Genomic DNA, 21,965 nt, shown 5'->3' on the forward strand with positions numbered 1-21,965 from the left:
GCTAAAGGCTTGGGACGCTAAAGACCCGATGCTGCGCGCCCTTGATATCCGCGACATGCTGATCATCGACCGGCTGGAGCTGACGTTTCAGCCGGGCTTGAATGCTTTGACCGGTGAAACCGGCGCGGGCAAGTCGATCTTGCTGGATTCGCTGGGCTTTGTACTGGGCTGGCGCGGGCGCGCCGAGCTGGTTCGTCAGGGGGCCGCACAGGGCGAAGTTGTGGCCGAGTTTGAACTGCCTGACGATCACCCTGCCCATTCGGTTCTGGCCGAGGCGGGTCTGCCCGGTGGCGAGGAGCTGATCCTGCGCCGCGTCAACACGGCCGAGGGACGTAAGACTGCATGGGTCAATGACCGCCGTTGTTCGGGCGAAGTGTTACGGGCGCTGTCGGATACTCTGATCGAACTGCACGGCCAACATGATGACCGAGGCCTGCTGAACCCACGCGGGCATCGCGCAATGCTGGATGCCTATGCCGGGGCAGGGGATCAGTTGGCCGCCGTGCGTGCCGCATGGGGCCAGATGTCCATCGCCGGCAAAGCTCTGGCGCAGACTGAGGCAGCGCTGGAGGCTATGCGTGCCGAAGAAGAGTTCCTGCGTCATTCCGTTGCCGAGTTGGATCAGCTTGACCCGCAGCCGGGCGAGGATGCAGATCTCGACGCCCGCCGCCGCATGATGCAAGGGGCCGAGCGGATTCGCGATGACGTGGCCCGTGCCTTTGCCTTGCTGGACGGCGACGGGGCCGAGGGCGCGATGGCCGATGCCGTGCGCTGGCTGGAAGGCGTGTCGGACAATGCGGGTGGCCAGTTGGAAGGCCCCATTGCAGCGCTGGGTCGCGCCCTGATCGAACTGGGCGAGGCGCAGGATGGGGTCAACGCCTGTCTGCAAGCGCTCGATTTTAACCCAGCGGAACTGGAACAGGCCGAGGAACGCCTCTTTGCCATTCGCGCGCTGGCACGGAAACACAATGTGGCCCCCGATGATCTGGGCACCTTCGCCGATACCTTGCGCGACCGCCTGAACCGGCTGGATGCGGGTGACGCCGACCTCAGCAACAAACGCGCTGCTGTGGACGCGGCACAGGCTGCGTATGACAACGCGGCCACCGCGCTTGGCGAAACGCGCCGTAAGGCCGCCAGTGCGTTGGACACCGCAGTAATGGCTGAACTCGCGCCCCTGAAAATGGAACGCGCTGTGTTCCGGACCGAGATCACCGCGACCGACGCAGGCCCCGAAGGCATCGACGCGGTGGCCTTCACCGTCGCCACCAACCCGGGGGCGCCGTCAGGGCCGCTCAACAAAATCGCCTCGGGCGGCGAACTCAGCCGCTTTCTGCTGGCGCTTAAGGTCTGCCTAACGGGCGAAGACAGTGCCCGCACGATGATCTTTGACGAGATCGACCGCGGTGTCGGCGGTGCCACGGCGGACGCGGTGGGCCGCCGTCTGGCCGCACTCGCGCAGGGCGGGCAGGTGCTGGTCGTCACCCACTCGCCGCAAGTGGCCGCACGGGCGGCGCATCACTGGCGGGTGCAGAAACAGGTCACCGGCGATCAGACCCTGTCCACCGTGATCCCGCTGGCCGACCCCGACCGCGTCGACGAAATCGCCCGGATGGTCGCAGGCGACACCATTACGGATGAGGCACGTGCCGCTGCCCGTGCCCTGTTGGATGCATGACGCGCATTCTGTGAGCATCTTGTCGTGAACCGACTTTTCTAAGGCGCGCGCGTGGCTTACTAAGGGTCAGGCGACCACCCCAACGAGGGCCAATGACCCAATCGACCCGCACCGTGCTGCGCAATCAGCTCAATCAAGCCCTCTCGGCGCTGCGGGATGCATGGCGGGTAATGCTTCATCGTGGCCCCAGCCAGATTCAGTTCTGGTTTATTGCTCTGGTCATCGGGATCGCTGCAGGCTTCATGGCGCTGGGATTCCGGATGGCGATCTCGTCGTTGCAGGCTTATCTCTACAACACCGAAGATATCCTGTTCCTGCACAGCCATGCTGAGAAGCTGCATTGGCTCTGGATTTTCCTTACACCTGTGGTCGGCGGGTTGGTCGTCGGGATCATCCTGAACAGGTACACCGATGATGGCCGTGTGCGTTCGGTAGCTGATGTGATCGAGGGTGCGGCCATCACCGATGGACGGGTCGAAAAGAAGGCTGGTATCGCATCTTTTTTCGCTTCGCTGATCACGCTCAGCTCAGGCGGATCCACGGGGCGGGAAGGACCTGTTGTGCATATGGCCGGGGTCATCTCGACTTGGGTCAGCGACCGTATCCACGCCGACGGCATCACCGGGCGCGACCTATTGGGTTGTGCTGTGGCCGCTGCTGTTTCGGCCAGTTTCAACGCCCCTATCGCCGGGGCCTTGTTTGCGCTTGAGGTTGTGTTGCGCCACTTCGCCGTTCATGCCTTTGCGCCCATTGTCATCGCCTCGGTCGCGGGGACCGTGATCAACCGGCTGGCTTATGGTGACGTGACCGAATTCACGCTGGAAACGCCCGGGTCGTTGCAATTCTATGTCGAGCTGCCCGCCTTTCTGATCCTAGGCCTGATTTGCGGGCTGGTTTCGCTACTGCTGATGCGATCGATCTTCTTCGCCGAGGATATCGGCACGCATATCCAAAACCGCTTGTCTCTGCCGCGCTGGCTGCGCCCCGGTGTTTCGGGCGCGATGCTCGGCCTGTTGGCGGTCTGGTTTCCGCACATCATCGGCGTGGGATACGAAACCACGATCCGTGCCTTGACCGGGGACCTCGTGCTGACGACCGCGATCCTGTTCGCGGTCATCAAGACCGTCGCAGTGGCGATTACCATGGGCGGTCGCATGGGTGGTGGTGTGTTTTCCCCTTCATTGATGATCGGAGCGCTGACCGGGTTGGCCTTCGGCCTGATCGCCACCGGATTGCTGCCAGATGTGTCAGGCACCCATACGCTCTATGCCTTTGCCGGGATGGGCGCGGTGGCGGCGGCGGTGCTGGGCGCGCCGATCTCGACCACGCTCATCGTGTTTGAATTGACCGGAGACTGGCAGATCGGCCTCGCCGTGATGGTTTCGGTCTCGATGTCCACTGCGCTGGCCTCGCGCCTTGTGGACCGGTCCTTCTTCCTGACCCAGCTGGAACGACGCAATGTGCACCTTGCCGCCGGGCCGCAGGCCTACTTGCTGGCAATGCTGCGCGCAGGCGCGGTGATGCGCCCGCTGGGGGACGCGCGTTCGATCTCCAAGGAAGACGCGCAGGCATTGATCGAACAAGGCCTATGCGTCAAGGCCAGCGCCACGCTTGAGGCCGCGATGCCATATTTCGACCGCGATGACATCCCTTGCATCCCGGTGGTGATCATCGACAAGGACGGCTGCGAAAACCCCGTTGGCGCGCTCTATCACATCGACGCGCTGAAAGCTTACAACCGCGCGCTGGCCGCCACAGCGGCCGAGGAACATTCTTGATCAGCGTCCGTAAACGCTGGCTGCGTCGCCCAGATAATTGTCCCAGGCAAACCAATACGAGATATGTCCCGCGACGCGCGGCAACTCTGCGCCATCCGGGCCAATCAGTGCCTCTTCGGTGACGCGCCACTTGTTGCCCGTTTCGTCCAGCAGCCCGCCATCGGTGGTCGCGCGGAACTGGCGCGATCCACGCTCGTAGGCGCGCACGCTGCGCTTGTCCGGGTCGCCCATCAGCATCAGTGCCCGCCCGCCAATCGCATCGTTGATCACCGGCTTGCCCTTGAACGCGTCCAACGGCCACGCCCGCGCCGCGCCGAACTGGCGCACGGCGAACACGTAGTCCTTCTGGCGATGCCGACTTTGATCGACCAAGGCCGGGAACATCAGATCGGGTGAGGCAAAGTAATCGCGATACACAACGCCCGAGCCATAGTTGCGCCGATGACCGGTGCTGAGCGACAGCACCTGCGTATCCGGATGCGACGCCTTCCAGCTGTCCCAGCGGGTGATCACCACAGGACGCTGCTTCAGCTCGATCCCACTGTTGACCAGCGGTCCGACCACGGGCTTACCTGTGTACTGGTTCCATAACGAATGCGTCTCACGGTCGAACATCAATTTGTTCGACCGATACAGGAACCCGGACGAGCCAAATACAAACGGCTTCCGCCGCCCCTCGACCTGCGTTTCAAACAAAATCCCCGATCCGCACAGCGTACAATAGGCCAGTGCTACCGGAACGCCTCCGATCACCTCGTTGAACATCTCGTGCCAGCCCATGATGCGCAGCGGATAAGCGCGTACATCGCCGTTGATCGAGACGCCAAAGACCAAATCGTCGTCTTTCATGTAGTCCGCCCGCGCCGCAGGGATCAGCTTGGGATTGTCCAGCGAAGGGATACCGTCCTTGAGCACACCACCCCAACTGATCTCTTCCAGCCGAATCTTCATGTTGTCGCGTTGCAAATATTCGGGTTTCAGGAACACATCGAAGTTCTGATCGATGCCCAAAAGAACTTCGCGTTTGAACGGTATCAAAGATGGATGAGGTACAATCTGAGCGTTCCGTTCTTGCCATAGCATCCATTCGAACCAGTCCGTGCCGTGGCGCGCGCCACTCAACGCTTCCATGACTTTGGCAATGTCTCGCTCTCGCCGTCTGCCATAGCGCATCGCCGTCAAAAGCGCGGGCACAACGTCCGGGTTGCTGCGCTCGGTCAGGAACGCCATCCCGGCTTCGAAATCGGTCCGACTACCATACAAAGTTGAACGTACGGCATCGTAAACAGGGTCATCCTGCGCCCAAAGAGCGCGAGGTGCTACAGCGCTTGCCCCCAACAGGCCGACAAAGCTGCGACGTGGAATCGACATGGCATCCTCCGATCGGGTTCATATTCGATCTTGCCTGCAAAGCAGATCACATACACGCAACACTCGCGTGAGTGGCTCGAAATTCTGAAGCTGCACGCCGGGCATCTCGACATTGGTCCATCCTGAGCACAAGATGCTGCTGCGATTGATGTCATCGAACGTGACAGTGGCAATGAAAGAGGAAATACCCATGCAAGACCATGGTTATAAGGCGGGGCGACTAAACCTGCCTTTTGTCGGCATCTCAACCTTCGCCAAATCTCCATATGTTGAGAATTGGGATGAGATAGAGGCGGATATCGCCGTTCTCGGCGCGCCCTTCGATTTCGGGACCCAATGGCGACCGGGGGCGCGGTTTGGACCTCGGGCCGTGCGCGAAGCCTCGACCCTGTTCAGTTTCGGCCACGCCGGGGCTTATGATCACGAAGATGATGTGACCTATCTGGATGGCTCGGTGCGGATCGTTGATCTGGGGGATGCGGATATTATCCATACCAAAACCGAGGAAAGCCATGCGAATATCGAACTGGGCGTGGGCAAGATCCTGAAATCAGGCGCGCTGCCGGTGACCATCGGGGGCGATCATTCGATCAACATCCCCTGCATCAACGCCTTTGCCGAGGATTGCGCGCAGAACGGCCCGATCCATGTGGTGCAGATCGACGCACATCTAGATTTTGTCGATGAACGCCACGGAGTGACCGCCGGACATGGCAACCCGATGCGGCGGGCGATTGAGAAAGACTATGTCTCGGGCATGACGCAGCTGGGCATCCGCAATGTCTCATCCACCGCGAAGGAAGGCTATGACGACGCCCGTGCGCGCGGGTCGGACATCCTGTCTGTGAGGCAGGTGCGCAAACTGGGGGCCGAGGCAGTGCTGGCGCGTATCCCGCAGGGGGCACGGTATTACGTAACGATAGATATCGACGCTTTTTGCCCTTCAATCGCCGCGGGCACAGGTACGCCCAGCCATGGCGGGTTTCTCTACTACGATGTACTGGAAATTCTACAGGGTCTGGCCAAACGCGGGGATGTTGTGGGCATCGATCTGGTCGAAGTCGCGCCTGCTTACGACCCGACGGAAAGTACCCAAATTCTGGCGGCGCAGCTGTTGCTGAACTTTCTGGGCTTCATCTTTCACGAACGCGCCCAGCGGTAGAAAGTGGGGCTTGTCGCCCCACCCGTTTTTTCATGCATCGATGATGTTGTGGCCGGGACCATAGGGGAAGCCGGTGATGTTCTCGGCCCCGTCTTCGCCAACCACAAGGATGTCGTGTTCACGATAGCCGCCCGCGCCGGGTTGGCCTTCGGGAATCCACAGCATCGGCTCGATCGAGACGACCATGCCGGGTTCCAGCACCGTGTCGATATCTTCGCGCAGCTCCAGACCCGCCTCGCGCCCGTAATAGTGGCTGAGGATACCAAAGGAATGGCCATACCCGAACGAACGGTATTGCAGCAGGCCCTCATCCGCGAAGAAGCGGTTGATCTCAGCCGTGATGCCCGAACAGGTCGCGCCGGGTTTGATCAGGCTCAGGCCCAGCTCATGCGCGGCAACGTTGGCCTTCCACAGGCGCAGGCTGTCTGCGTCGGGCTCGCCCAGGAACAGGGTGCGTTCCAGCGCGGTGTAATAGCCCGAGATCATCGGGAAGGTGTTCAGCGACAGGATATCGCCCTTTTGCAGCGCGCGTTTAGTCACCGGGTTATGTGCGCCGTCGGTGTTAAGCGCCGACTGGAACCAGACCCATGTGTCGCGGTATTCGGCATCCGGGTAGGCGCGGGCGATTTCCTCTTCCATCGCGTCGCGTCCAGCCATGGCGATCTCGATCTCGGTGGCGCCTTCACGGATAGCTGCGTGAATGGCGGCCCCACCCACGTCAGCGGTGCGCGCGCCGCCTTTGATCAGCTCGATCTCTTCTGCGGATTTCACCATGCGGGCAAACATCGTGTCAGGTGCGATATTGATCAGTTCCGGTCCGCCCAGCATGTCCAGCGCCGTGTTGCGCGCCGCCAATGTCATGTGGTCGCCTTCGACCCCGATCCGTTTGGCCCCGCCGATCAGGCTGGCCACTGCGCGCCAGTAATTGTCGCGCTTCCAGTCGGTGTAGATGACGTTGTCTTCAACCGAGCGCCGCCACGGTTGGCCCGCGTCGATGTTTGCCGAGACAGTGGTGCAAGCGTCCTGTGTTACCACGCAGCCGTAGGGGCGGCCGAAAGAGCAGTACAGAAAGCCGGAATAATAGGCGATGTTCTGCATCGAGGTCAGCAGGACGGCGGGGATGTCATGCTTGGCCATGATTGCGCGCAGGGCGCCAAGGCGGCGGTCGTATTCGCCCTTGCTGAACGGCAGGGGCGCCTTGTCGCCATTGTGGCAGGTGAAGAATTCGGGGCGTTTTGTTGTGTCTGTCATGACTTGGTCTCTCATCATTGCCGGGCGGCAAACCCGGCCACTTGTCCCGGCGTTCAGGACAGGCGGTCTCGGGGTCCGAGAGCCGATCATCCCAGTGCGTCCGCGACGCCATCGCGGCTGGGATGAACAGGTGAATCGTTAGATCAGACCTAGGCCTGCGTCAAGCGGGGGAAAGGCCTCGCAGGCGCTCGGACCGGCGGCGCAGCAGCTCGACCGTGGTCAGCAGCGCAATCGAGATCACCACGAGGATCGTGGCCACCGCCAGAATGGTCGGGCTGATCTGTTCGCGCAGGCCGGTGAACATCTGCCATGGCAGCGTTTTTTGGCTAGCCGATCCGACAAACAGCACCACGACAACCTCGTCGAACGAGGTGATGAAGGCAAACAAGCCGCCTGAGATCACACCCGGCAGGATCAAGGGCATCTGGATCTTGAAGAATGTCCGCACCGGACCCGCGCCCATATTCGCAGCCGCCCGCGTCAGCGAGCGGTCAAAGCCCACTAGCGTTGCGGTCACGGTGATGATGACGAATGGAATACCCAGAACGGCGTGAGCGAGGATCACTTTCACATAGCCCACAAAGTTCTTGTTCATGCCCAGTGTTCCCTCCATGAAGCGGCCGATATCGCTGTAGAAGAAGAACATGCCTGTGGCTGAAATGATCAGCGGCACGATCATTGGCGAGATTAGGATGCCCATGATGGCGCGGCGGCCTGGAACGTGGCTCTGGCTGAGGCCAATGGCCGCCAGCGTGCCCAGCGAGACCGAGATGATCGTCGCAATCGGCGCAATGATGAGCGAGTTCTTGAAGCTGCGCTGCCATTCATTGTTGGTGAAGAAATCGCGGTAGTGCTTTAGCGAGTACCCTTCCGGGTCCAGACGCAGCATTTCAGGCGTGAAGGTAAAAAAGTCCTGCGCGTTGAACGAGAGCGGCAAAACCACGAGGATCGGGGTGATCAGGAACACGAAGATCGCGCCGCAGATCACCCGGAACAAGTAGTGATAGAACACTTGCTTCGCGGTCAGATAGGGCAACAGTTTTTGGCGATATCGACCTTCGTACAGCCAAAAGATAAACCAGACGAAGAACCATCCACCCAACAGGCCCAGAACGCCGCCCATTGGGCCAGAGAACAGAAAACCGACGATGCCAAAGCCAAGGATATTGATCCATCGTGCCAGCTTTTCGTTCTTGAGTACCGTGATGTAGACCCAGGCCACAGCGGCGATCAAGGCTGCCCCGCCAATGATGCCGAGGAAGACCGAGCCATTGCCCGCGCCGACAAAGATACCGGCGAAGGCGCCTGCCAGCGCAACGCTTGGCAAAACCATGGACAAAGGTTTGCGGGATATCGGAGTAAGTGCGGCCATGTCGATTATCCCAGCTTCACGTTATCAATGCCGACAATCTTGTCGTAGCACCAGTAGAGCAGCAGTACGACGCCCAGAAGGATCGTTCCCAATGCCGCGGCCAGCCCCCAGTTCAGTGAGGACGAGATGTGATAGGCAATCCGGTTCGAAATAAAGACACCTTTGGTGCCGCCAACGATTTCAGGCGTGATGTAGTAGCCGATCGCCAGAATGAACACGAGGATTGAGCCCGCGCCAATGCCAGGAATGGATTGCGGGAAGTAGATGCGCCAGAATGTCGTCCAGTTGGTCGCGCCCATGGATTTTGCGGCGCGGGTGTACGAGGGCGGTATGGTTTGCATCACCGAATACATGGGCAGGATCATGAACGGCAGCAGGATATGCGTCATAGCTATGATCGTGCCGATCTGGTTATTGATGATCACCAGCCTGGCGTCGTCGGCCACCAGTCCCAGCCAGACCAACGTTTCATTGATCACGCCCTGTTGCTGCAACATCACCTTCCACGCCGAGGTTCGCACCAACAATGACGTCCAAAAGGGCAACAACACGAGGATCATCAGCAGGTTCGACACCCGCATCGGAAGCGTCGCCAGCAAATAACTGACCGGATAGGCCAGCAGGATACAGGACGCGGTGATCACCAGCGACATGAACAAAGTGCGCCCGAACAGCTTGATCAGGATCTGCTTGTCCTCGGGCTGCGCCTGCGCGCCCTCGGGCGTGCGGCGCATGTCCACAGCGTTCAGGAAATAGCCATTGGTGACAGCGGGCGAATGCGTCTTGATAACCGCCCATGTCTGCGGTTCACCCCAGCCGTCGTGAATCTCGATGACCTGGTCTTTGAACGGCCCATCGGTTTCGGGGTCCAGCTTACCCATTTTCCGACCCGAGCGGCGGAACATCGAAGACATACCTGTCTCTTCGTAGTTCAGACGCGAACCCAGCCGGGTGTGTGTCTTGTTATCGACGGCCACGACCATATCGCGGACAAAGGCGTCATAAACGGCCTCGTCGGGCAACTCGCCGCTGGTTTCATCCCAGCTTTGCAATGCTTCGACCGTCAGGGGCAGTGTCTCTTGTACGATGCTGTTTTCCACGGATCGGAACAGCATCGCCGCAATAGGCACGATGAACGAGAACATAACGAACAGCAGCAGTGGGGCGACCAGCATCAGGGCCCGCAGCTTTTGCCGTCGCAGAGACCGGGCCAGCGATTGCTTGAGTGGCGTGCCGTCCGCGGCCAGCATGGGACCAGTATTTTGGGTGGCGTCAGTCATCGGTACCCCTTGGGTATTTTTGGGGTCGGGGGCGATAGCCGCCCCCGACAATCTCAGGAAATCAAACGCTTATTGCGCCAGCCAAGCCTGGAATTTGGCGTCGATATCGTCACGGTAATCCGCCCAGAACTCGTAGTTGTACAGGAACGTGTTCTTGGCGTTTTCCGGATCGGTCGGCATGTGTGGTGCCATGTCGATGCCCAGATCGGCGTGCTGACCCACCAGCGGTGCAGAGGAGGCACGAGCCGGGCCGTACGAGATGTACTTGGCCTGATCTGCCAGACGCTGCGTGTCAGTTGCGAACATGATGTAGTCCAGCGCGCGCTGTTGACGCTCTTCGCTCAGGCCAGCCGGAATGATCCAGCCATCAAGATCGAATACCTGAGCATCCCACAGCATCGCTACCGGCTGCTTTTGTTCTTCGATCACGCTGAACAGGCGACCGTTATAGGTCGAACCCATGACAACTTCACCATCAGCCAGCAATTGTGGCGTGTCGGCACCGGCAGACCACCAGACGACACTGTCCTTGATAGTGTCCAATTTGGCCAAGGCCTGGTCCTGACCTTCAGCAGTGGCCAGAACGTCGTAGACGTCGTCTTTTGCAACGCCGTCACACAGCAACGCCCATTCCATGTTGTTGATCGGGCGCTTTTCCAGCGAGCGCTTGCCGGGATAGGCTTCAAGATCGAATACTGCGCAGATGTCGGTTGGCGGAGTATCACCGACCAGATCTGTGCGATAACCGAAAGTGGTTGAATAGACGATCTGCGGGATAAAGCAGTCGCTGACCAGAAGGTCACCGAAATCTTCGGAGGCAGGCGTGCCATCGGGGGCAGGGGCCAGTTGAGTGTCGAAATCGATCTCAAGTGCCAGACCTTCGTCGCAGAGGCGGATCGCGTCCGCCGCAACCACATCAACCACGTCCCATGTGATGTTGCCCGCTTCGTTCATCGCGCGGAGTTTGGCGACGGCCTCGTTCGAGCTGTCATCGTTCAGGATGGTGACGCCGGTCTTCTCCGAATAGGGCTCGTGATAAGCCTTGAGCTGTGATTTGGAATAGGCGCCGCCCCACGAGACGATGGTCATCTCTTCGGCGGAAACGCCGCCAGCCGCTGTCGCAATAGCAGCTGCTGTCAGCAGTGTTTTGGTAGTTTTCATGTGTTACTCCCAGTACTTCCCGTTTGTTGTTTGGTCAGCTGACGCACGGGTTTTCGCCAGCTGGTCCCTCGGTAAACCACGTTTGTATCGCGCGGCTTGGTCTATGCGTCGAGCGCACGACAATCCTGTGCCAACCATCCGATTTCGATTTCTTGCCCCGGTTGCAGGCGAATGGCGTCGGGGGCATTCCGTGTTTTGACAATGAATTCGTCATTGCCCGCCACCGACATGCGGAAGCGGAACACGTCGCCCATATAGATGAATTCCTTGACCGTGGCTTTCAGCGTATGCGCATCGGCATGCAGACGGTCCTTGTTGAATTCCACACGCTCGGGCCGGATCGAGACCTTGGTGCGCTCACCCGGATTGTGCACGTTGATCGGAACTGCATCAATTTCCGAACCGTCATCCAGCTGTACAAGGCAAGTGTCACCGTCTATCGATTTAACAACGCCTTCTAGCGTATTGTTTTCACCGATAAATTGCGCGACGAAGCTGTTTTCGGGCTCTTCATAAAGTTGATCCGGCGGGGCCAATTGCTGAATGCGGCCATCGTCAAACACCGCAACACGGTCGGACATGGTCAATGCCTCGGTCTGGTCGTGGGTCACGTAGACGGTGGTAATGCCCAGTTCATGCGCCAGACGGGTGATTTCGAACTGCATATGCTCGCGTAGTTGTTTGTCCAACGCACCCAGCGGTTCGTCCATCAACACCAGTTCGGGCTCGAAAACCAGCGCACGTGCCAGTGCGATCCGTTGCTGCTGACCACCCGACAACTGCGCGGGGCGACGATTGCCGAAGGCACCCATCTGCACCATGTCCAACGCGCGTCTGACTTTCTCCTCGCGCTCGGACTTGCCCAGCTTGCGGACTTCCAGCGGGAATGAAAGATTCTCGGCCACAGTCATATGCGGGAACAGAGCATAATTCTGGAACACCATCCCGATGCCACGTTTGTGCGGAGGGATATTGTTGATGGGTTTTCCATCCAGAAGAATCTCGCCATGTGTGGCGGTTTCGAATCCGGCAAGCATCATCAGGCAGGTTGTCTTACCTGATCCGGACGGCCCGAGCATGGTCAGGAATTCGCCCTTTGGCATTGCCAGGTTGAGATCTTTGACGACGAGGTTCTCGCCATCATAAGACTTTTGAACGCGTTGAAATTCAACAAACGCGGCGTCGCTATTTGTGTCGGTCACAAGACCCCCTGTTGCGTCAAATGATTACCCGGTTGGTCCGGGCCTCATTGATCTTCTCGTGCATTGATGACGAGGCTAACAAATGGTCGCAAGCCCGTAAAGCAATTGGAGTCGCGTAAACGCCGCATTTGCCTAATTTTGCGACACGTTCAGTTGTTTCATATGCCAGGCCAAACTCTGGTTGCTTGACAGGACAGGCTTGCCGATCTGCGCTTCGATCCTCGGGATAGCCGTCAGTGTCCGAAGGTTCGTACAACTTAAGAACACGGCGTCGACTGTTGAATCTCTTCCCAGCCGCACGGCGGCATCGACCACGGAATCGGTTGAGATCCGCACAACTTTGGCTTCTTCGGATTCGCCGAAAGTGCCAAACACATCCATCGAGATGCCTTGTTCTGCAAACGCGCGTCGCAACGGAGTGTTTACTTCTTCAATGTAGGGCGACAGCAGTGCAAATTTTGAGACGCCCAAATGTCTCGCGCAGGCAGAGGCTGCCCGCAACGGGTTGGTGACGGTCGATGTATTACAGGTCTGCATGACCATCTGCTCAACCCGATCCGAGCCGATAACCGAACTGGCTGACGTACATCCATAGCCAACAACTCGATAGGGCCGCGCCTTTGGCAGCAAATCAGCCGCTGCAGGCAAGTCGGTCTCCATCTGCGCCAGCGTGTCGGTGTTAACCTCGGCCCCGCTGGGAATGCGGCTGACATAAAGAGGGCTTTTGTCATCGATAAAAAGGCTACGAAACTCAGGTTCGATTGTCTCGTCAGTCTGTAAAACGATCAGCCCCATTGGTACGGCCGAGGGATCGTCAGGATCCAGTGTGTACGGCAACGTGCTCATATCTCGGCAATCTCCGGTCCTATCCGGGGGCTGAGGAATTCGGGCGCGCCTTCGGTTATCAGGATGTTTTCTTCGTGCACGAGAATTTTGCCATCGACCGCAATACCCGGTTCAAGCGTCAAAACCATTCCTGGTTGCAGTTCAGTATGATCATCCGGAATAAGCGAAGGCCATTCGGTCAACGACATTCCTAACCCGTGGCCCAGACGCCCTGCATCGGTTCCCGCGCTGCCATCGGTAAGTATGGTGTTCATCGTATGAAAAAGCTGAGAAGCCATCACGCCGGGACGGGCTTGGTCAAACGCTGCATTCGAAGCCTCGACCAATCTGGCATGTGCATCGCGTACCGCCTTGGTCGCTGGGCCGACGGACCAATTGCGATCATAGTCGCAAAAATAGCCATCGTGAACGAGGCCGGTGTCGAGCATCAGCACATCGCCTATGCGAAGCGGGGTCTGTGTCGCGGGTGAGATTACATCCGAGTACCCGCCTTGCTCGGCCCCTCCGGCCAGATAGGGCACCCAGTCTGCACCTTCTTCAAGGCAGAGTCTCTGAAAGTTTCGAAATATCTGATCCAACGGTGTCCCTGCTGAGGCAATCTCGGGCACTCGTGCAAAGGCGTGGGAACCAATCTGACAGGCAGTTCGAATCTTTGCGATCTCGGCGTCAGATTTCACCATGCGCAGCGCCCGTAGGATGCCATGGTCACCCGTAATTTGGCGCGCTCCAATTGCGGATTCGAGATGCCTTAGATCGGCCAGTGGCATCCTTACATGGGTCTCATGCCCGTCGGGGCAGCCGATTGAGGCGTTTTCAGGCGTCAACTCTCTCAGTGTATCGGCCAGCAGGGATACCCCATCATCTTCAAGGTCGGGTGCACTCCAGGTTCGAATGTCGTCGATCCATGTCTGCGCCATCAATGCAGCACCGATGGATGGGATTACTGCAACCGGCTTGCCAGAAATCGGAACGATCAGAAACCAAGGCCGCGTTGGGCTTTCCCAGAAACGGGTCAGATAACCTGTGAAATAGCGAAGCTGGGGCTCAGTCGTAAGCAACAGGGCCGATAGACCGGTTTCTTGCATCCGATGCTGGGCGCGCGCAACGCGGGTCGCGAATTCCTCTGGTGCGAAACCTCTCATGCAGGTTGCTCGCTCAAGATGCAGAGCACTTTGGAATTCGGTCCAATACCCAGTTCACTACGGATCGCGTCGTTCAGAACGGCCGCAATGCCAGCACCGCCCGAAGCGCTGGTTTCCAACCCGGCCTTCGCCATAGCCGGAAGCTGTGCTTCGACAGTGTCATCCTCGATTGTCACAAACAGATCGGCATCTCGGGCCAAGCCGTTCAAGGCGATCAGCGAGGGCTCTTTGCAATCCAGTCGCCCCATGATGCTGTCGGGCCCGTCAGCAAACACACAATGCCCCGCTTCGATACTGGCCTGCAGCGCCGGGGCAGAGGTTGGCTCGATAACGATGATCTGCGGAGCATCTCCCCAAACGACCCGCGCATAGGCAGCGACGGCTCCGGCCATGCCGCCAACACCGGCTTGCAGAAGAACGTGCGTTGGTGCCTCAGTACATTGCTCGGCGGCTTCGACCGCCATTTGCAGATACCCTTCCATCAGCAAGTACGGTAGTTCAGTATACCCCTCCCAGGAACTGTCCGAGAGCAAAGTCCAGCCATTGTCCTGCGCCGCCTGACTGGCTGCTTCCATGCTGGCGGCGTAATCCGCACCCGCCCGGACCACTTGTGCGTTTTGAGCGCGCAGGCGATCTGCAAAGCTTTCTGGAACTGTTTCTGCGATGTAGACAACCGCATCAGCTCCGAAAGTGCGCGCGCCCGCGGCCATGCTCATCCCGTGATTGCCCGCGCTTGCTGTAACATAGGTGCGCCCTTTGAGCGTGTTACCATCTGGCGTGACCGAGATGTCATTCGCTTCGCAGGCGATCACATAAGCCGCACCCAGCGCTTTGAACGATCCCAGGCCCATACGGCTTCGCTCATCTTTAACCCAGAGATTCGCGACGGGTGCCAGCGCCGATGCATTCACAAGGGGCGTTTCGACAAAGTCAGGGCAGAAGAATCGATGCCGGCCCAACCCATCTGTCTCTACGGAGGGATAAGGGGCCTGATCCGAAAGCTTAGAACCACCTCGAAACGGGTTACTGACTAGTTTCATCGCTCGCTCCCTGATCTTGTGTTGCGCCGACGTGAACGAATTGGCCGAAGGCTGTCAAGCTTGGCCTTGATTCAGCAGGATTGTGTTCGTGTTCTGCATGCATCCCTGGTTCTGATGAATGAGTATCTTTTCAATCGTTTTGGTTGGTTGTAAGTGTCTGCACACGACATCGGCGCGGCGAGACAAAACTTCGACGATGATGTGCGGGCGTGATGGAATGGTAGACATATCGGACTTAAAATCCGAAGGCCTTAGTGCCGTGTGGGTTCGAGTCCCACCGCCCGCACCAGTACCATCTCAGACAGGGAAACCCAGCTGGGTGATCAATTTCCAGATATCCCTGTTGGCATTCGAGAGCTGAGTGACAACATCCTCGATTTCTTTCATTGCTTTGTCGTCAACTGTGTCTTCACGACCAAGTTTGATGTCGGTCTTGCGATCAGCAATGCGCATCAGGATGGTCTTTGGATTTCCGCTTTCCTGATCGAAAGAATAGATGCAGTGATTGTACTTGTTTCGAATAGAGGACAGGCGCGACAACCGCTGGGTGTGTTCGAGAATCGGATCGCGGATTTCAGGGGGGCGACCCTCCATCTTGGCGAGACGTTCGACCAGATCGATACGGGCACGTGTGGTGTTAAGCGTCAGGAATATGATGACCGCAACATCTTTATTGGCCCCGGTCAGACCTGCGATCAGGTGGATCAGCAGGCTTTCCGTGTTCGTCCACATATAGTTGAGCCGACCCACCAACAGAATGAGCCGGTCGAACCGGGTTTCGAATGCCTCATCCAACGGGCGCGTTGCGCGCTTCGTTTGGCGCGACCTCAAAGTAGAAATGCGCAGCTTCAGTCCGGTTGCTCACATCGATCTTGCCCGAGACATTGTGCATATGCAGTTTGACGGTGTGTTCGGTGATGCCCAGATTCGACGCAATGGTCTTGTTGCTCTTGCCTTGCGATACCAGCCTCAGGACTTGCTTTTCGCGGCGCGTCAGCTTTGAGTATCGCAACAGTTTGTCAGGCGACCGGGTTCTGGTTGCAGGCTGTTTTTCGATAGGTGTGCCTGGCGCACTTTGTGTTGCGGTCATGCTGTCGGCCAGAAAGCAGGGCAGGTGCAGCTCTTCGTGCATCAGAAGGCGCAGTATTGCGCGCCAAACATCCGGCGCCACGTTCATTGGCAAATACCCGACACTGCCGAAACGGGTACGATCCCAGCGTTCGAACAGAACCCGGGCCGGACTTTTCTTGCGATAGGCGAAGGCCAGACATCCTGTCTCGGCGAGCCGGGAGTAATCAGCGGGCCGCGCCAACAGATCTTCGAGCATCATCTGATCCACGACAATGATGCGCTCGGAGGGAATAGGGTTCCCACTCTCGGAGAGCAGGTCGTCAAGGCTTTCATATCTTGACGCACGAACGCCGAATTCGCTTTGAACACTTCTCAGGGTTTGGTTCGAGTAGAACAATTCCTTGCCGATAAAAATGATCGACAGCTCTTCGGGATATTCAATCTGATCACGGGCGTCTTCTTGCAATGAAATATTCATTGATCTTCCCCCCCACTAATACAAACGCCGCCCTCTGAAACTTTAAATCGGGCACAGAACTGGGTGGCGCGAAACATAAACTTTGAACTCAAATAGTACCTTATCATAGCTGAAAGTACGTGTTTCAGCAACCAAAGGCGGGTTCTGCAATACCGCGTACTAGAACCTTTGATCAGGTTTTGCACATCTGCTTTTAGCGTAACTTGATGAAATAAAAGCGTTAATAATCCTATTTGTTTGTGCATGATTGTTTCCATGCAATTTTTGGCGTGAATTAGGTCAGATTTCTAAAAAAATACATCGGAAACAGTTTGTTACGGAAACCAATGCTTTCGACCAGCTATGCACACCCTGCTATCGCTGCGACCATGCTCAAGCTTCAATTTGTGAAGTGAACTTGAACCTGACGTGCCTGCGGTCCGCGTATTTCAGCGAAATCCCCGTGGTCACGGAATCGGCTTAGCCGAGAAAGGGGGGCAAACCAAACAGAAGACCTTCACTGCCGCGCGAGTGTCCAGTTTGACACCCTGTGCGCGAAATCTGTTTCAACTGCGCCTGTTACCGCTTTGTAGATGAATGGCGGTCCGGTGCTTCAGTAAAAGTGGAATTTATTATGAGACGTCAACCTAATCAGACGACCACAGTGACGACAGTAGACGAAGTTCAAATCGACAATCTGGACGCTGATTTTGATACCGATATCGCAGTAGACGAAGCGTATATCGAAGCGGACATCAACGCTCAGCAACAGCAGCAAGAGCAAGATGTCGAAAATTCTGCGAACAATTCAGATTCACAGGACCAAGATCAGTCTCAGCGTTCACGCAACGACAATGACCAGGATCAGAACCAGAACCAAAATCAACAACAGCAAAACACCAATGGCGGCGAAGACAACAACGACAACGACAACTCGAACCACAACGAAGTAAATATCGACTTCGGTGGTGGTGAGTGGATCCCGCGCGATGATGACAAGGTTGATGTGGATGTTCGGGACATTGATGGTGATGTCGGTGACATTATTACCGCTGGCGATGATGTAAATTACGACCCCGGCGATGACGTAAATATCGATATCGCGCTGGATGGGCCCGGAAACGACTTCTCATCAATCAACCAGCAGTTTGCAAGCCTGGAGGACAATGACACCCTTTCGAATGCTGAAGTCGGAAACTATGGTGACTTCCAGCAAAATGGCGACGCCAACGGCGGTGAAGCCTATGCCGAAGACGGTATCGACGTAAACAACGACGGTGGCTCCTCTGGCGATGGCGGCATGAGCTATGGTGGTGAAGCCTATGGCGACACCAACGGCAGCCATTCGCTGGCCTTTGGTGGTCATTCAGGAAATGCTGATAGCGCTGCGACAGGTGGAAATGGCGCATCCTCGGGCGATGCCTATAACGCCAGCCTGGGTCTTGGTCATTCGAGTGCCAGCGCAGACGGTGACAGCACCGGCGGCGAAGGCGGCGCAGCAGACAGCGAGTCTAATGCCGACAACCACGGTGAAGCGAGTTCCGATAGTGACTCAACTGGTGGTAACGGTGGTAATGCCGGATCGATTGGCCTTGGTCTTGGTCTTGGTTTGTCCGGAGCGAACGCCGATGGCGATGCAGACGGTGGTGACAATACATCTGGGGCATTAGCTGCTGGCCTTGGTCTGGCAGGCACCGATGCTTCCAACGACGGTGCCGATGGTGGCGCTGGTGATGCCGATAACGATGGTTCGGCAGACAACTCTAGCGACGGAACCAACGAAGCCAACGAGTCTTCCTCTGGAGGCAATATTGGTTTGGGTCTGGCTGGCGCTGGCGCGATGGGCTGGAATGATGCCGATGGCGGTAGCGGTTCCGGCGGCGAAGGCTCCGGCGGCGAAGGCTCCGGTGGCGAAGGCTCCGGGGGCGAAGGCTCAGGCGGTGAAGGCTCAGGCGGTGAAGGCACTGGTGGCGAAGGCTCCGGTGGCAATGCCAACGGTGGCGACGGCACCGGCGGAGATTCCGGCTCGGTAGAAGAAGCCTTCCCATTCCCGGTACTCCTTGTGGAAGAGGAAGATCCTGACGGAGACGAAGAAGCTGCAGCAGCTGGTAACTCGAACGGTACCGGCGGAGACGGTGGTACTGGTGGTGCAGGTACCGGCGGTACGGGTACTGGCGGTACAGGTACTGGTGGTACGGGTACTGGAGGTACTGGTACTGGTGGCACAGGTACTGGCGGACCGGGTGCTGGCGGTACAGGAACCGGTGGTGCAGGCGGCGGCTACGTTGACACGGATGCCGATGCGCAAGGTGTTGGTGACCAAGATGCTGCCGGCCCTGTAATCACGCAGTCACCTGGTGATATCGATGGCTCTGCCGACAATGATCAAGACGTTGACGGTTCTGGTGGTAATGGTGGTACCAACACAAGTAATGGATCAGCAGACGCCAGCGGCGATGGAATGGCATCGGCTGAAGGTACTGGTGGCGCTGGCGGTACGGCCAACCCCGAGGCAAGCTCGGCCGGAAGCGGTGCTGGTTCAGCTGACGCAACCAACGAAGCCGGAAACGGCGGTGACTCTGAAGCATGGGCCGATTCAGCCAACGATGGTTATGCCGAAAGCCTTGCCGAAGCGATTGCCGGATACGGTGGAGATGCTTCGTCCGATAATGATGCGGACTCGATGGCTTCAGGTGATGCAACAGGTACTGCGATGTCAGGTGACGGCGGTGCCGGTGGTGCAGCGGCATCGACTGGCGGTACCAGCGGCGACGTCATGGGCTCGTCTACTGGTGGTGCAACCACAGGTGCAATGAACACCGGTGGTGAAGCATCCGGTGCATATTCGGGTGCCGGTGGTGCTGGCGGTAATGGCGGTACCTGGGGTTCGGATAATGGTGGCGATGGTATCGTCAACGGCGAGTCTTATGCATCCGCAGCAGCAGTCGTCGATACGAACGCGTTCAACCAATCGATCGTACAGGGTGCCAACGTGCTTGGTAACTCGGTCGATACGACCATGGTTGGCGGTTCGATGACCTCGACTTATTCGAGCGACGACACCGAGGTCTAAGACCAATTCGCGGGGGCCGCATTATCGGCCCCCGTTCAATGAAATCGCCGGGGCCGCGTAATGTGGCCTCGGCCCAGCAAATCCCGAACCGGAAATTTTAGTCGGCAAGGGGGTAAGGGATCATCGAAATGTCATTCGATAGTGTTACCGAAAAGATTGCACACTTTATTGGATCTTTTGATCTTACGATTGAAAAAGCCCGGTTGAGGGATCAGTACGAAGAGTTCACCGCCATGCGGCGCAAGGCGGAACTTGACGAACTGGAAGAACCCGCAAAGATCCGGATCAAGGCAGATCTTGAATTGGACCCAGGCAAATATGGTCCGCTTTCCTATCGGTTTGACACCCCCCCCGCCACTCCTGAACTTCCACCCCCAACCGACGGCCCTGAATTTGAAACGGTCGTTGTACTTGAACCACCACTCTCAGACGGTCCGCCGTTACCCGAAGCGACAACCGGCCTAGGTGCAACGTTTGTGATCGAGCAGCAGCTGGAGATTGTGACAGAGCTTATCGGGTCTGCTGTGACCTACACGTTCCAGACGATTTTCCTGCGCGACAATGACGTTGTCGGCGAGGGAGATTTCCGCGATGTCGATCAGCTGATCGCGTTGGCCGAGGCGGCTGCGCAGGTAGCAGCATCGATGCACGCGTTTGCCGTGCCCTCGTTCTCGATCTCGGACTACTTGTCGGTTGAATACGTTGAGTCTTTGGCCGAAGCGATGTTGGCCCCGATCAATGTCGAAGTTGAAGGCGCGGTTGTTTATCAGTTCCACGGCGAAGACGCGATGGGCGTGATCGTCAATGGTGAGTATGTGGACGAAGCCCCGGAATGGGAAGATCTTCTGCCTGCGCATCATAGACTGGACGAGGAAGAAGAAGACGAAACGCCCGATATGATGCCCGCCGAATGGGCTCAGGACGAGGAAGACGAATTTGCCGAAGGTCACACGGTGATCGCAGGCGGCAACCTTGCGATCAACGAGGTGAACGCAACTGTGGCCTGGGTCGATGCGCCTTATATTGCGGTCGGTGGAAAAGCAATCGAACTGGCCATGGTGAGCCAGGTCGCCGTTGTATCTGACACAGACAAGGGCACGAATGGCGGCTCGGGCACCAATGTGGTGCACTCGTCGACGATCGAGGTCGAAGGCAACTCAGCCCCTTGGCTTAAGAAAGGCTCAAGTGAAGACGATGCCCCGGCATTTGTGCATGTTGATTGGATTACGACCGACCTGATCGTTGCAAATTTTGTCAAGCAGGACATCGACGCAACGGATATCGATCATATTGATGCCGAGATTAGCGCGACGACCACGCTGTATGCGTTGGGTGACAACGAGTTGATTGATGTCACCAATATTCTTCAACTTGGCAGTTATTATGACCTGATCATGATCGAAGGCGACATGATATCGGTCGATGCGTTTGTCCAGACGCACGTATTATTGGATGACGATGTGGTGATGGGCGGATTGCCCGGGCCCATCGATGGATCGGACGAGAACCTGGTTATGAACGAGGTTTCTCTCAAGAAAGAAGGCGAAGATACGTATCAGGCGATGCACGACTCCATGGCCGACGCCATGACCATGGGCGAGGACGACATGGCAGCGCTGGAAGAGGCGCTAATGAACGATCCGATGTTTGCTGGCATGGAGCAGATGCGGGTCCTCAAGATCGATGGATCGCTGGTTCAGGTCAACGTGGCCGAGCAATCGACGATGCTTGCCGATCAGGATGACGTATATCTGAATGGTCCCCACGCGGACGAGACCGAGGTTCTGGCAGGCAGCAATGCGATGCTGAACGCCGCCAATGTAACCAAGGCCGGCGTGGATTCGGTCGTTATGGCTCAGGATGGGGCATTTTCTGACCTGCTACTGCATCAGGCAAGCCTGCTTGACATGCCCACGAATGAGGACATCGCCGAGATGACCAACGAGGCAATCGCCGCCATCATGGAAGAGGCGGGTATGCCAGGTCACGACAATGGCATTGGGCCTAACGGTAACGATCTCACGCCAAGCGAAATGGCGAATTCCTCCGATGGCCTGCAGACCATGCTGGCCTAATATTTC

The 21,965-nt window shown here is 57.6% G+C and carries 16 protein-coding genes and 1 tRNA gene; 6 read left to right on the top strand and 11 right to left on the bottom strand.

Annotated features, from left to right (window positions below; genetic code table 11):
- Positions 1–28 precede the first annotated feature (28 nt).
- Together recN and ACR0L9_RS03780 are read left to right on the top strand one after the other, a co-directional pair.
- Positions 29–1,678: a DNA repair protein RecN gene (recN, locus tag ACR0L9_RS03775; RefSeq protein ID WP_480894833.1), complete on the top strand. Its 1,650-nt coding sequence runs from the start codon at positions 29–31 to the stop codon at positions 1,676–1,678.
- Between the two features lie 92 nt (positions 1,679–1,770).
- The gene (locus ACR0L9_RS03780; RefSeq protein ID WP_170420848.1) at positions 1,771–3,456 is read left to right on the top strand and encodes a chloride channel protein; all 1,686 of its coding nucleotides are present in this window, start codon (positions 1,771–1,773) and stop codon (positions 3,454–3,456) included.
- On the opposite strand, the gene ACR0L9_RS03785 is transcribed toward ACR0L9_RS03780, so the two are convergent.
- Complete coding sequence (locus ACR0L9_RS03785) at positions 3,457–4,827, bottom strand: DUF3179 domain-containing protein (protein WP_480586617.1); 1,371 nt, start codon at positions 4,825–4,827, stop codon at positions 3,457–3,459.
- Between the two features lie 190 nt (positions 4,828–5,017).
- Here ACR0L9_RS03785 and speB point away from each other — a divergent pair, with 190 nt between their 5' ends.
- The gene (gene speB / locus ACR0L9_RS03790) at positions 5,018–5,989 is read left to right on the top strand and encodes an agmatinase (protein ID WP_480894835.1); all 972 of its coding nucleotides are present in this window, start codon (positions 5,018–5,020) and stop codon (positions 5,987–5,989) included.
- Positions 5,990–6,019: 30 nt separating this feature from the next.
- Here the strand turns inward: speB and ACR0L9_RS03795 are convergent, their stop codons facing one another.
- The 8 genes from ACR0L9_RS03795 to ACR0L9_RS03830 all read right to left on the bottom strand — a co-directional run bounded on the left by ACR0L9_RS03795 (position 6,020) and on the right by ACR0L9_RS03830 (position 15,283).
- Positions 6,020–7,240, bottom strand: coding sequence for an aminopeptidase P family protein (locus tag ACR0L9_RS03795; protein WP_480894837.1), 1,221 nt, complete (start codon positions 7,238–7,240; stop codon positions 6,020–6,022).
- Between the two features lie 160 nt (positions 7,241–7,400).
- Positions 7,401–8,612, bottom strand: coding sequence for an ABC transporter permease (locus ACR0L9_RS03800; protein WP_480894838.1), 1,212 nt, complete (start codon positions 8,610–8,612; stop codon positions 7,401–7,403).
- A 5-nt stretch (positions 8,613–8,617) separates the two neighbouring features.
- Positions 8,618–9,892: an ABC transporter permease gene (locus ACR0L9_RS03805; protein ID WP_170392001.1), complete on the bottom strand. Its 1,275-nt coding sequence runs from the start codon at positions 9,890–9,892 to the stop codon at positions 8,618–8,620.
- Between the two features lie 69 nt (positions 9,893–9,961).
- Entirely contained in the window at positions 9,962–11,053 is a 1,092-nt protein-coding gene (locus ACR0L9_RS03810) for an extracellular solute-binding protein (RefSeq protein ID WP_170391999.1), read from the bottom strand.
- Positions 11,054–11,154: 101 nt separating this feature from the next.
- Positions 11,155–12,255 (bottom strand): ABC transporter ATP-binding protein, encoded by a 1,101-nt coding sequence (locus tag ACR0L9_RS03815; protein ID WP_480894840.1) that lies wholly within the window; start codon positions 12,253–12,255, stop codon positions 11,155–11,157.
- A gap of 132 nt (positions 12,256–12,387) precedes the next feature.
- Complete coding sequence (locus ACR0L9_RS03820; protein ID WP_170401345.1) at positions 12,388–13,101, bottom strand: aspartate racemase/maleate isomerase family protein; 714 nt, start codon at positions 13,099–13,101, stop codon at positions 12,388–12,390.
- Positions 13,098–14,243: a M24 family metallopeptidase gene (locus tag ACR0L9_RS03825; RefSeq protein WP_480894842.1), complete on the bottom strand. Its 1,146-nt coding sequence runs from the start codon at positions 14,241–14,243 to the stop codon at positions 13,098–13,100. Before ACR0L9_RS03825 ends, ACR0L9_RS03820 begins: the two co-directional genes overlap by 4 nt.
- Positions 14,240–15,283, bottom strand: a complete 1,044-nt coding sequence (locus ACR0L9_RS03830; RefSeq protein WP_480894844.1) for a pyridoxal-phosphate dependent enzyme — start codon at positions 15,281–15,283, stop codon at positions 14,240–14,242. Before ACR0L9_RS03830 ends, ACR0L9_RS03825 begins: the two co-directional genes overlap by 4 nt.
- A gap of 203 nt (positions 15,284–15,486) precedes the next feature.
- Here ACR0L9_RS03830 and ACR0L9_RS03835 point away from each other — a divergent pair.
- Positions 15,487–15,572, top strand: a tRNA-Leu gene (locus tag ACR0L9_RS03835).
- 8 nt (positions 15,573–15,580) lie between these two features.
- Here ACR0L9_RS03835 and ACR0L9_RS03840 read toward each other — a convergent pair.
- Positions 15,581–16,078, bottom strand: coding sequence for a hypothetical protein (locus tag ACR0L9_RS03840; protein ID WP_170391988.1), 498 nt, complete (start codon positions 16,076–16,078; stop codon positions 15,581–15,583).
- On the bottom strand, positions 16,071–16,832 hold the full coding sequence (locus ACR0L9_RS03845; RefSeq protein WP_480567185.1) for a helix-turn-helix transcriptional regulator: 762 nt from the start codon (positions 16,830–16,832) through the stop codon (positions 16,071–16,073). The genes ACR0L9_RS03840 and ACR0L9_RS03845 overlap by 8 nt, the downstream gene beginning before the upstream one ends.
- Before the next feature lie 613 nt (positions 16,833–17,445).
- Here ACR0L9_RS03845 and ACR0L9_RS03850 point away from each other — a divergent pair.
- Both ACR0L9_RS03850 and ACR0L9_RS03855 read left to right on the top strand, forming a co-directional pair.
- Entirely contained in the window at positions 17,446–19,884 is a 2,439-nt protein-coding gene (locus tag ACR0L9_RS03850) for a hypothetical protein (RefSeq protein WP_480894846.1), read from the top strand.
- Between the two features lie 128 nt (positions 19,885–20,012).
- Positions 20,013–21,959, top strand: coding sequence for a type I secretion protein (locus tag ACR0L9_RS03855; RefSeq protein ID WP_480894848.1), 1,947 nt, complete (start codon positions 20,013–20,015; stop codon positions 21,957–21,959).
- The last annotated feature ends 6 nt before the right edge of the window (positions 21,960–21,965 follow it).

The sequence above is a fragment of the Ruegeria sp. I3 genome (assembly GCF_056532525.1).

Bases quoted from the DNA above. Each gene is read 5' to 3' on its own strand.
- ACR0L9_RS03850 (WP_480894846.1), top strand. From the start codon at position 17,446: ATGAGACGTCAACCTAATCAGACGACCACAGTGACGACAGTAGACGAA.
- ACR0L9_RS03795 (WP_480894837.1), bottom strand. From the start codon at position 7,240: ATGACAGACACAACAAAACGCCCCGAATTCTTCACCTGCCACAATGGC.
- ACR0L9_RS03820 (WP_170401345.1), bottom strand. From the start codon at position 13,101: ATGAGCACGTTGCCGTACACACTGGATCCTGACGATCCCTCGGCCGTA.
- ACR0L9_RS03805 (WP_170392001.1), bottom strand. From the start codon at position 9,892: ATGACTGACGCCACCCAAAATACTGGTCCCATGCTGGCCGCGGACGGC.
- recN (WP_480894833.1), top strand. From the start codon at position 29: ATGCTGCGCGCCCTTGATATCCGCGACATGCTGATCATCGACCGGCTG.
- ACR0L9_RS03810 (WP_170391999.1), bottom strand. From the start codon at position 11,053: ATGAAAACTACCAAAACACTGCTGACAGCAGCTGCTATTGCGACAGCG.
- ACR0L9_RS03780 (WP_170420848.1), top strand. From the start codon at position 1,771: ATGACCCAATCGACCCGCACCGTGCTGCGCAATCAGCTCAATCAAGCC.
- speB (WP_480894835.1), top strand. From the start codon at position 5,018: ATGCAAGACCATGGTTATAAGGCGGGGCGACTAAACCTGCCTTTTGTC.
- ACR0L9_RS03800 (WP_480894838.1), bottom strand. From the start codon at position 8,612: ATGGCCGCACTTACTCCGATATCCCGCAAACCTTTGTCCATGGTTTTG.
- ACR0L9_RS03830 (WP_480894844.1), bottom strand. From the start codon at position 15,283: ATGAAACTAGTCAGTAACCCGTTTCGAGGTGGTTCTAAGCTTTCGGAT.
- ACR0L9_RS03785 (WP_480586617.1), bottom strand. From the start codon at position 4,827: ATGTCGATTCCACGTCGCAGCTTTGTCGGCCTGTTGGGGGCAAGCGCT.
- ACR0L9_RS03825 (WP_480894842.1), bottom strand. From the start codon at position 14,243: ATGAGAGGTTTCGCACCAGAGGAATTCGCGACCCGCGTTGCGCGCGCC.
- ACR0L9_RS03845 (WP_480567185.1), bottom strand. From the start codon at position 16,832: ATGAATATTTCATTGCAAGAAGACGCCCGTGATCAGATTGAATATCCC.
- ACR0L9_RS03855 (WP_480894848.1), top strand. From the start codon at position 20,013: ATGTCATTCGATAGTGTTACCGAAAAGATTGCACACTTTATTGGATCT.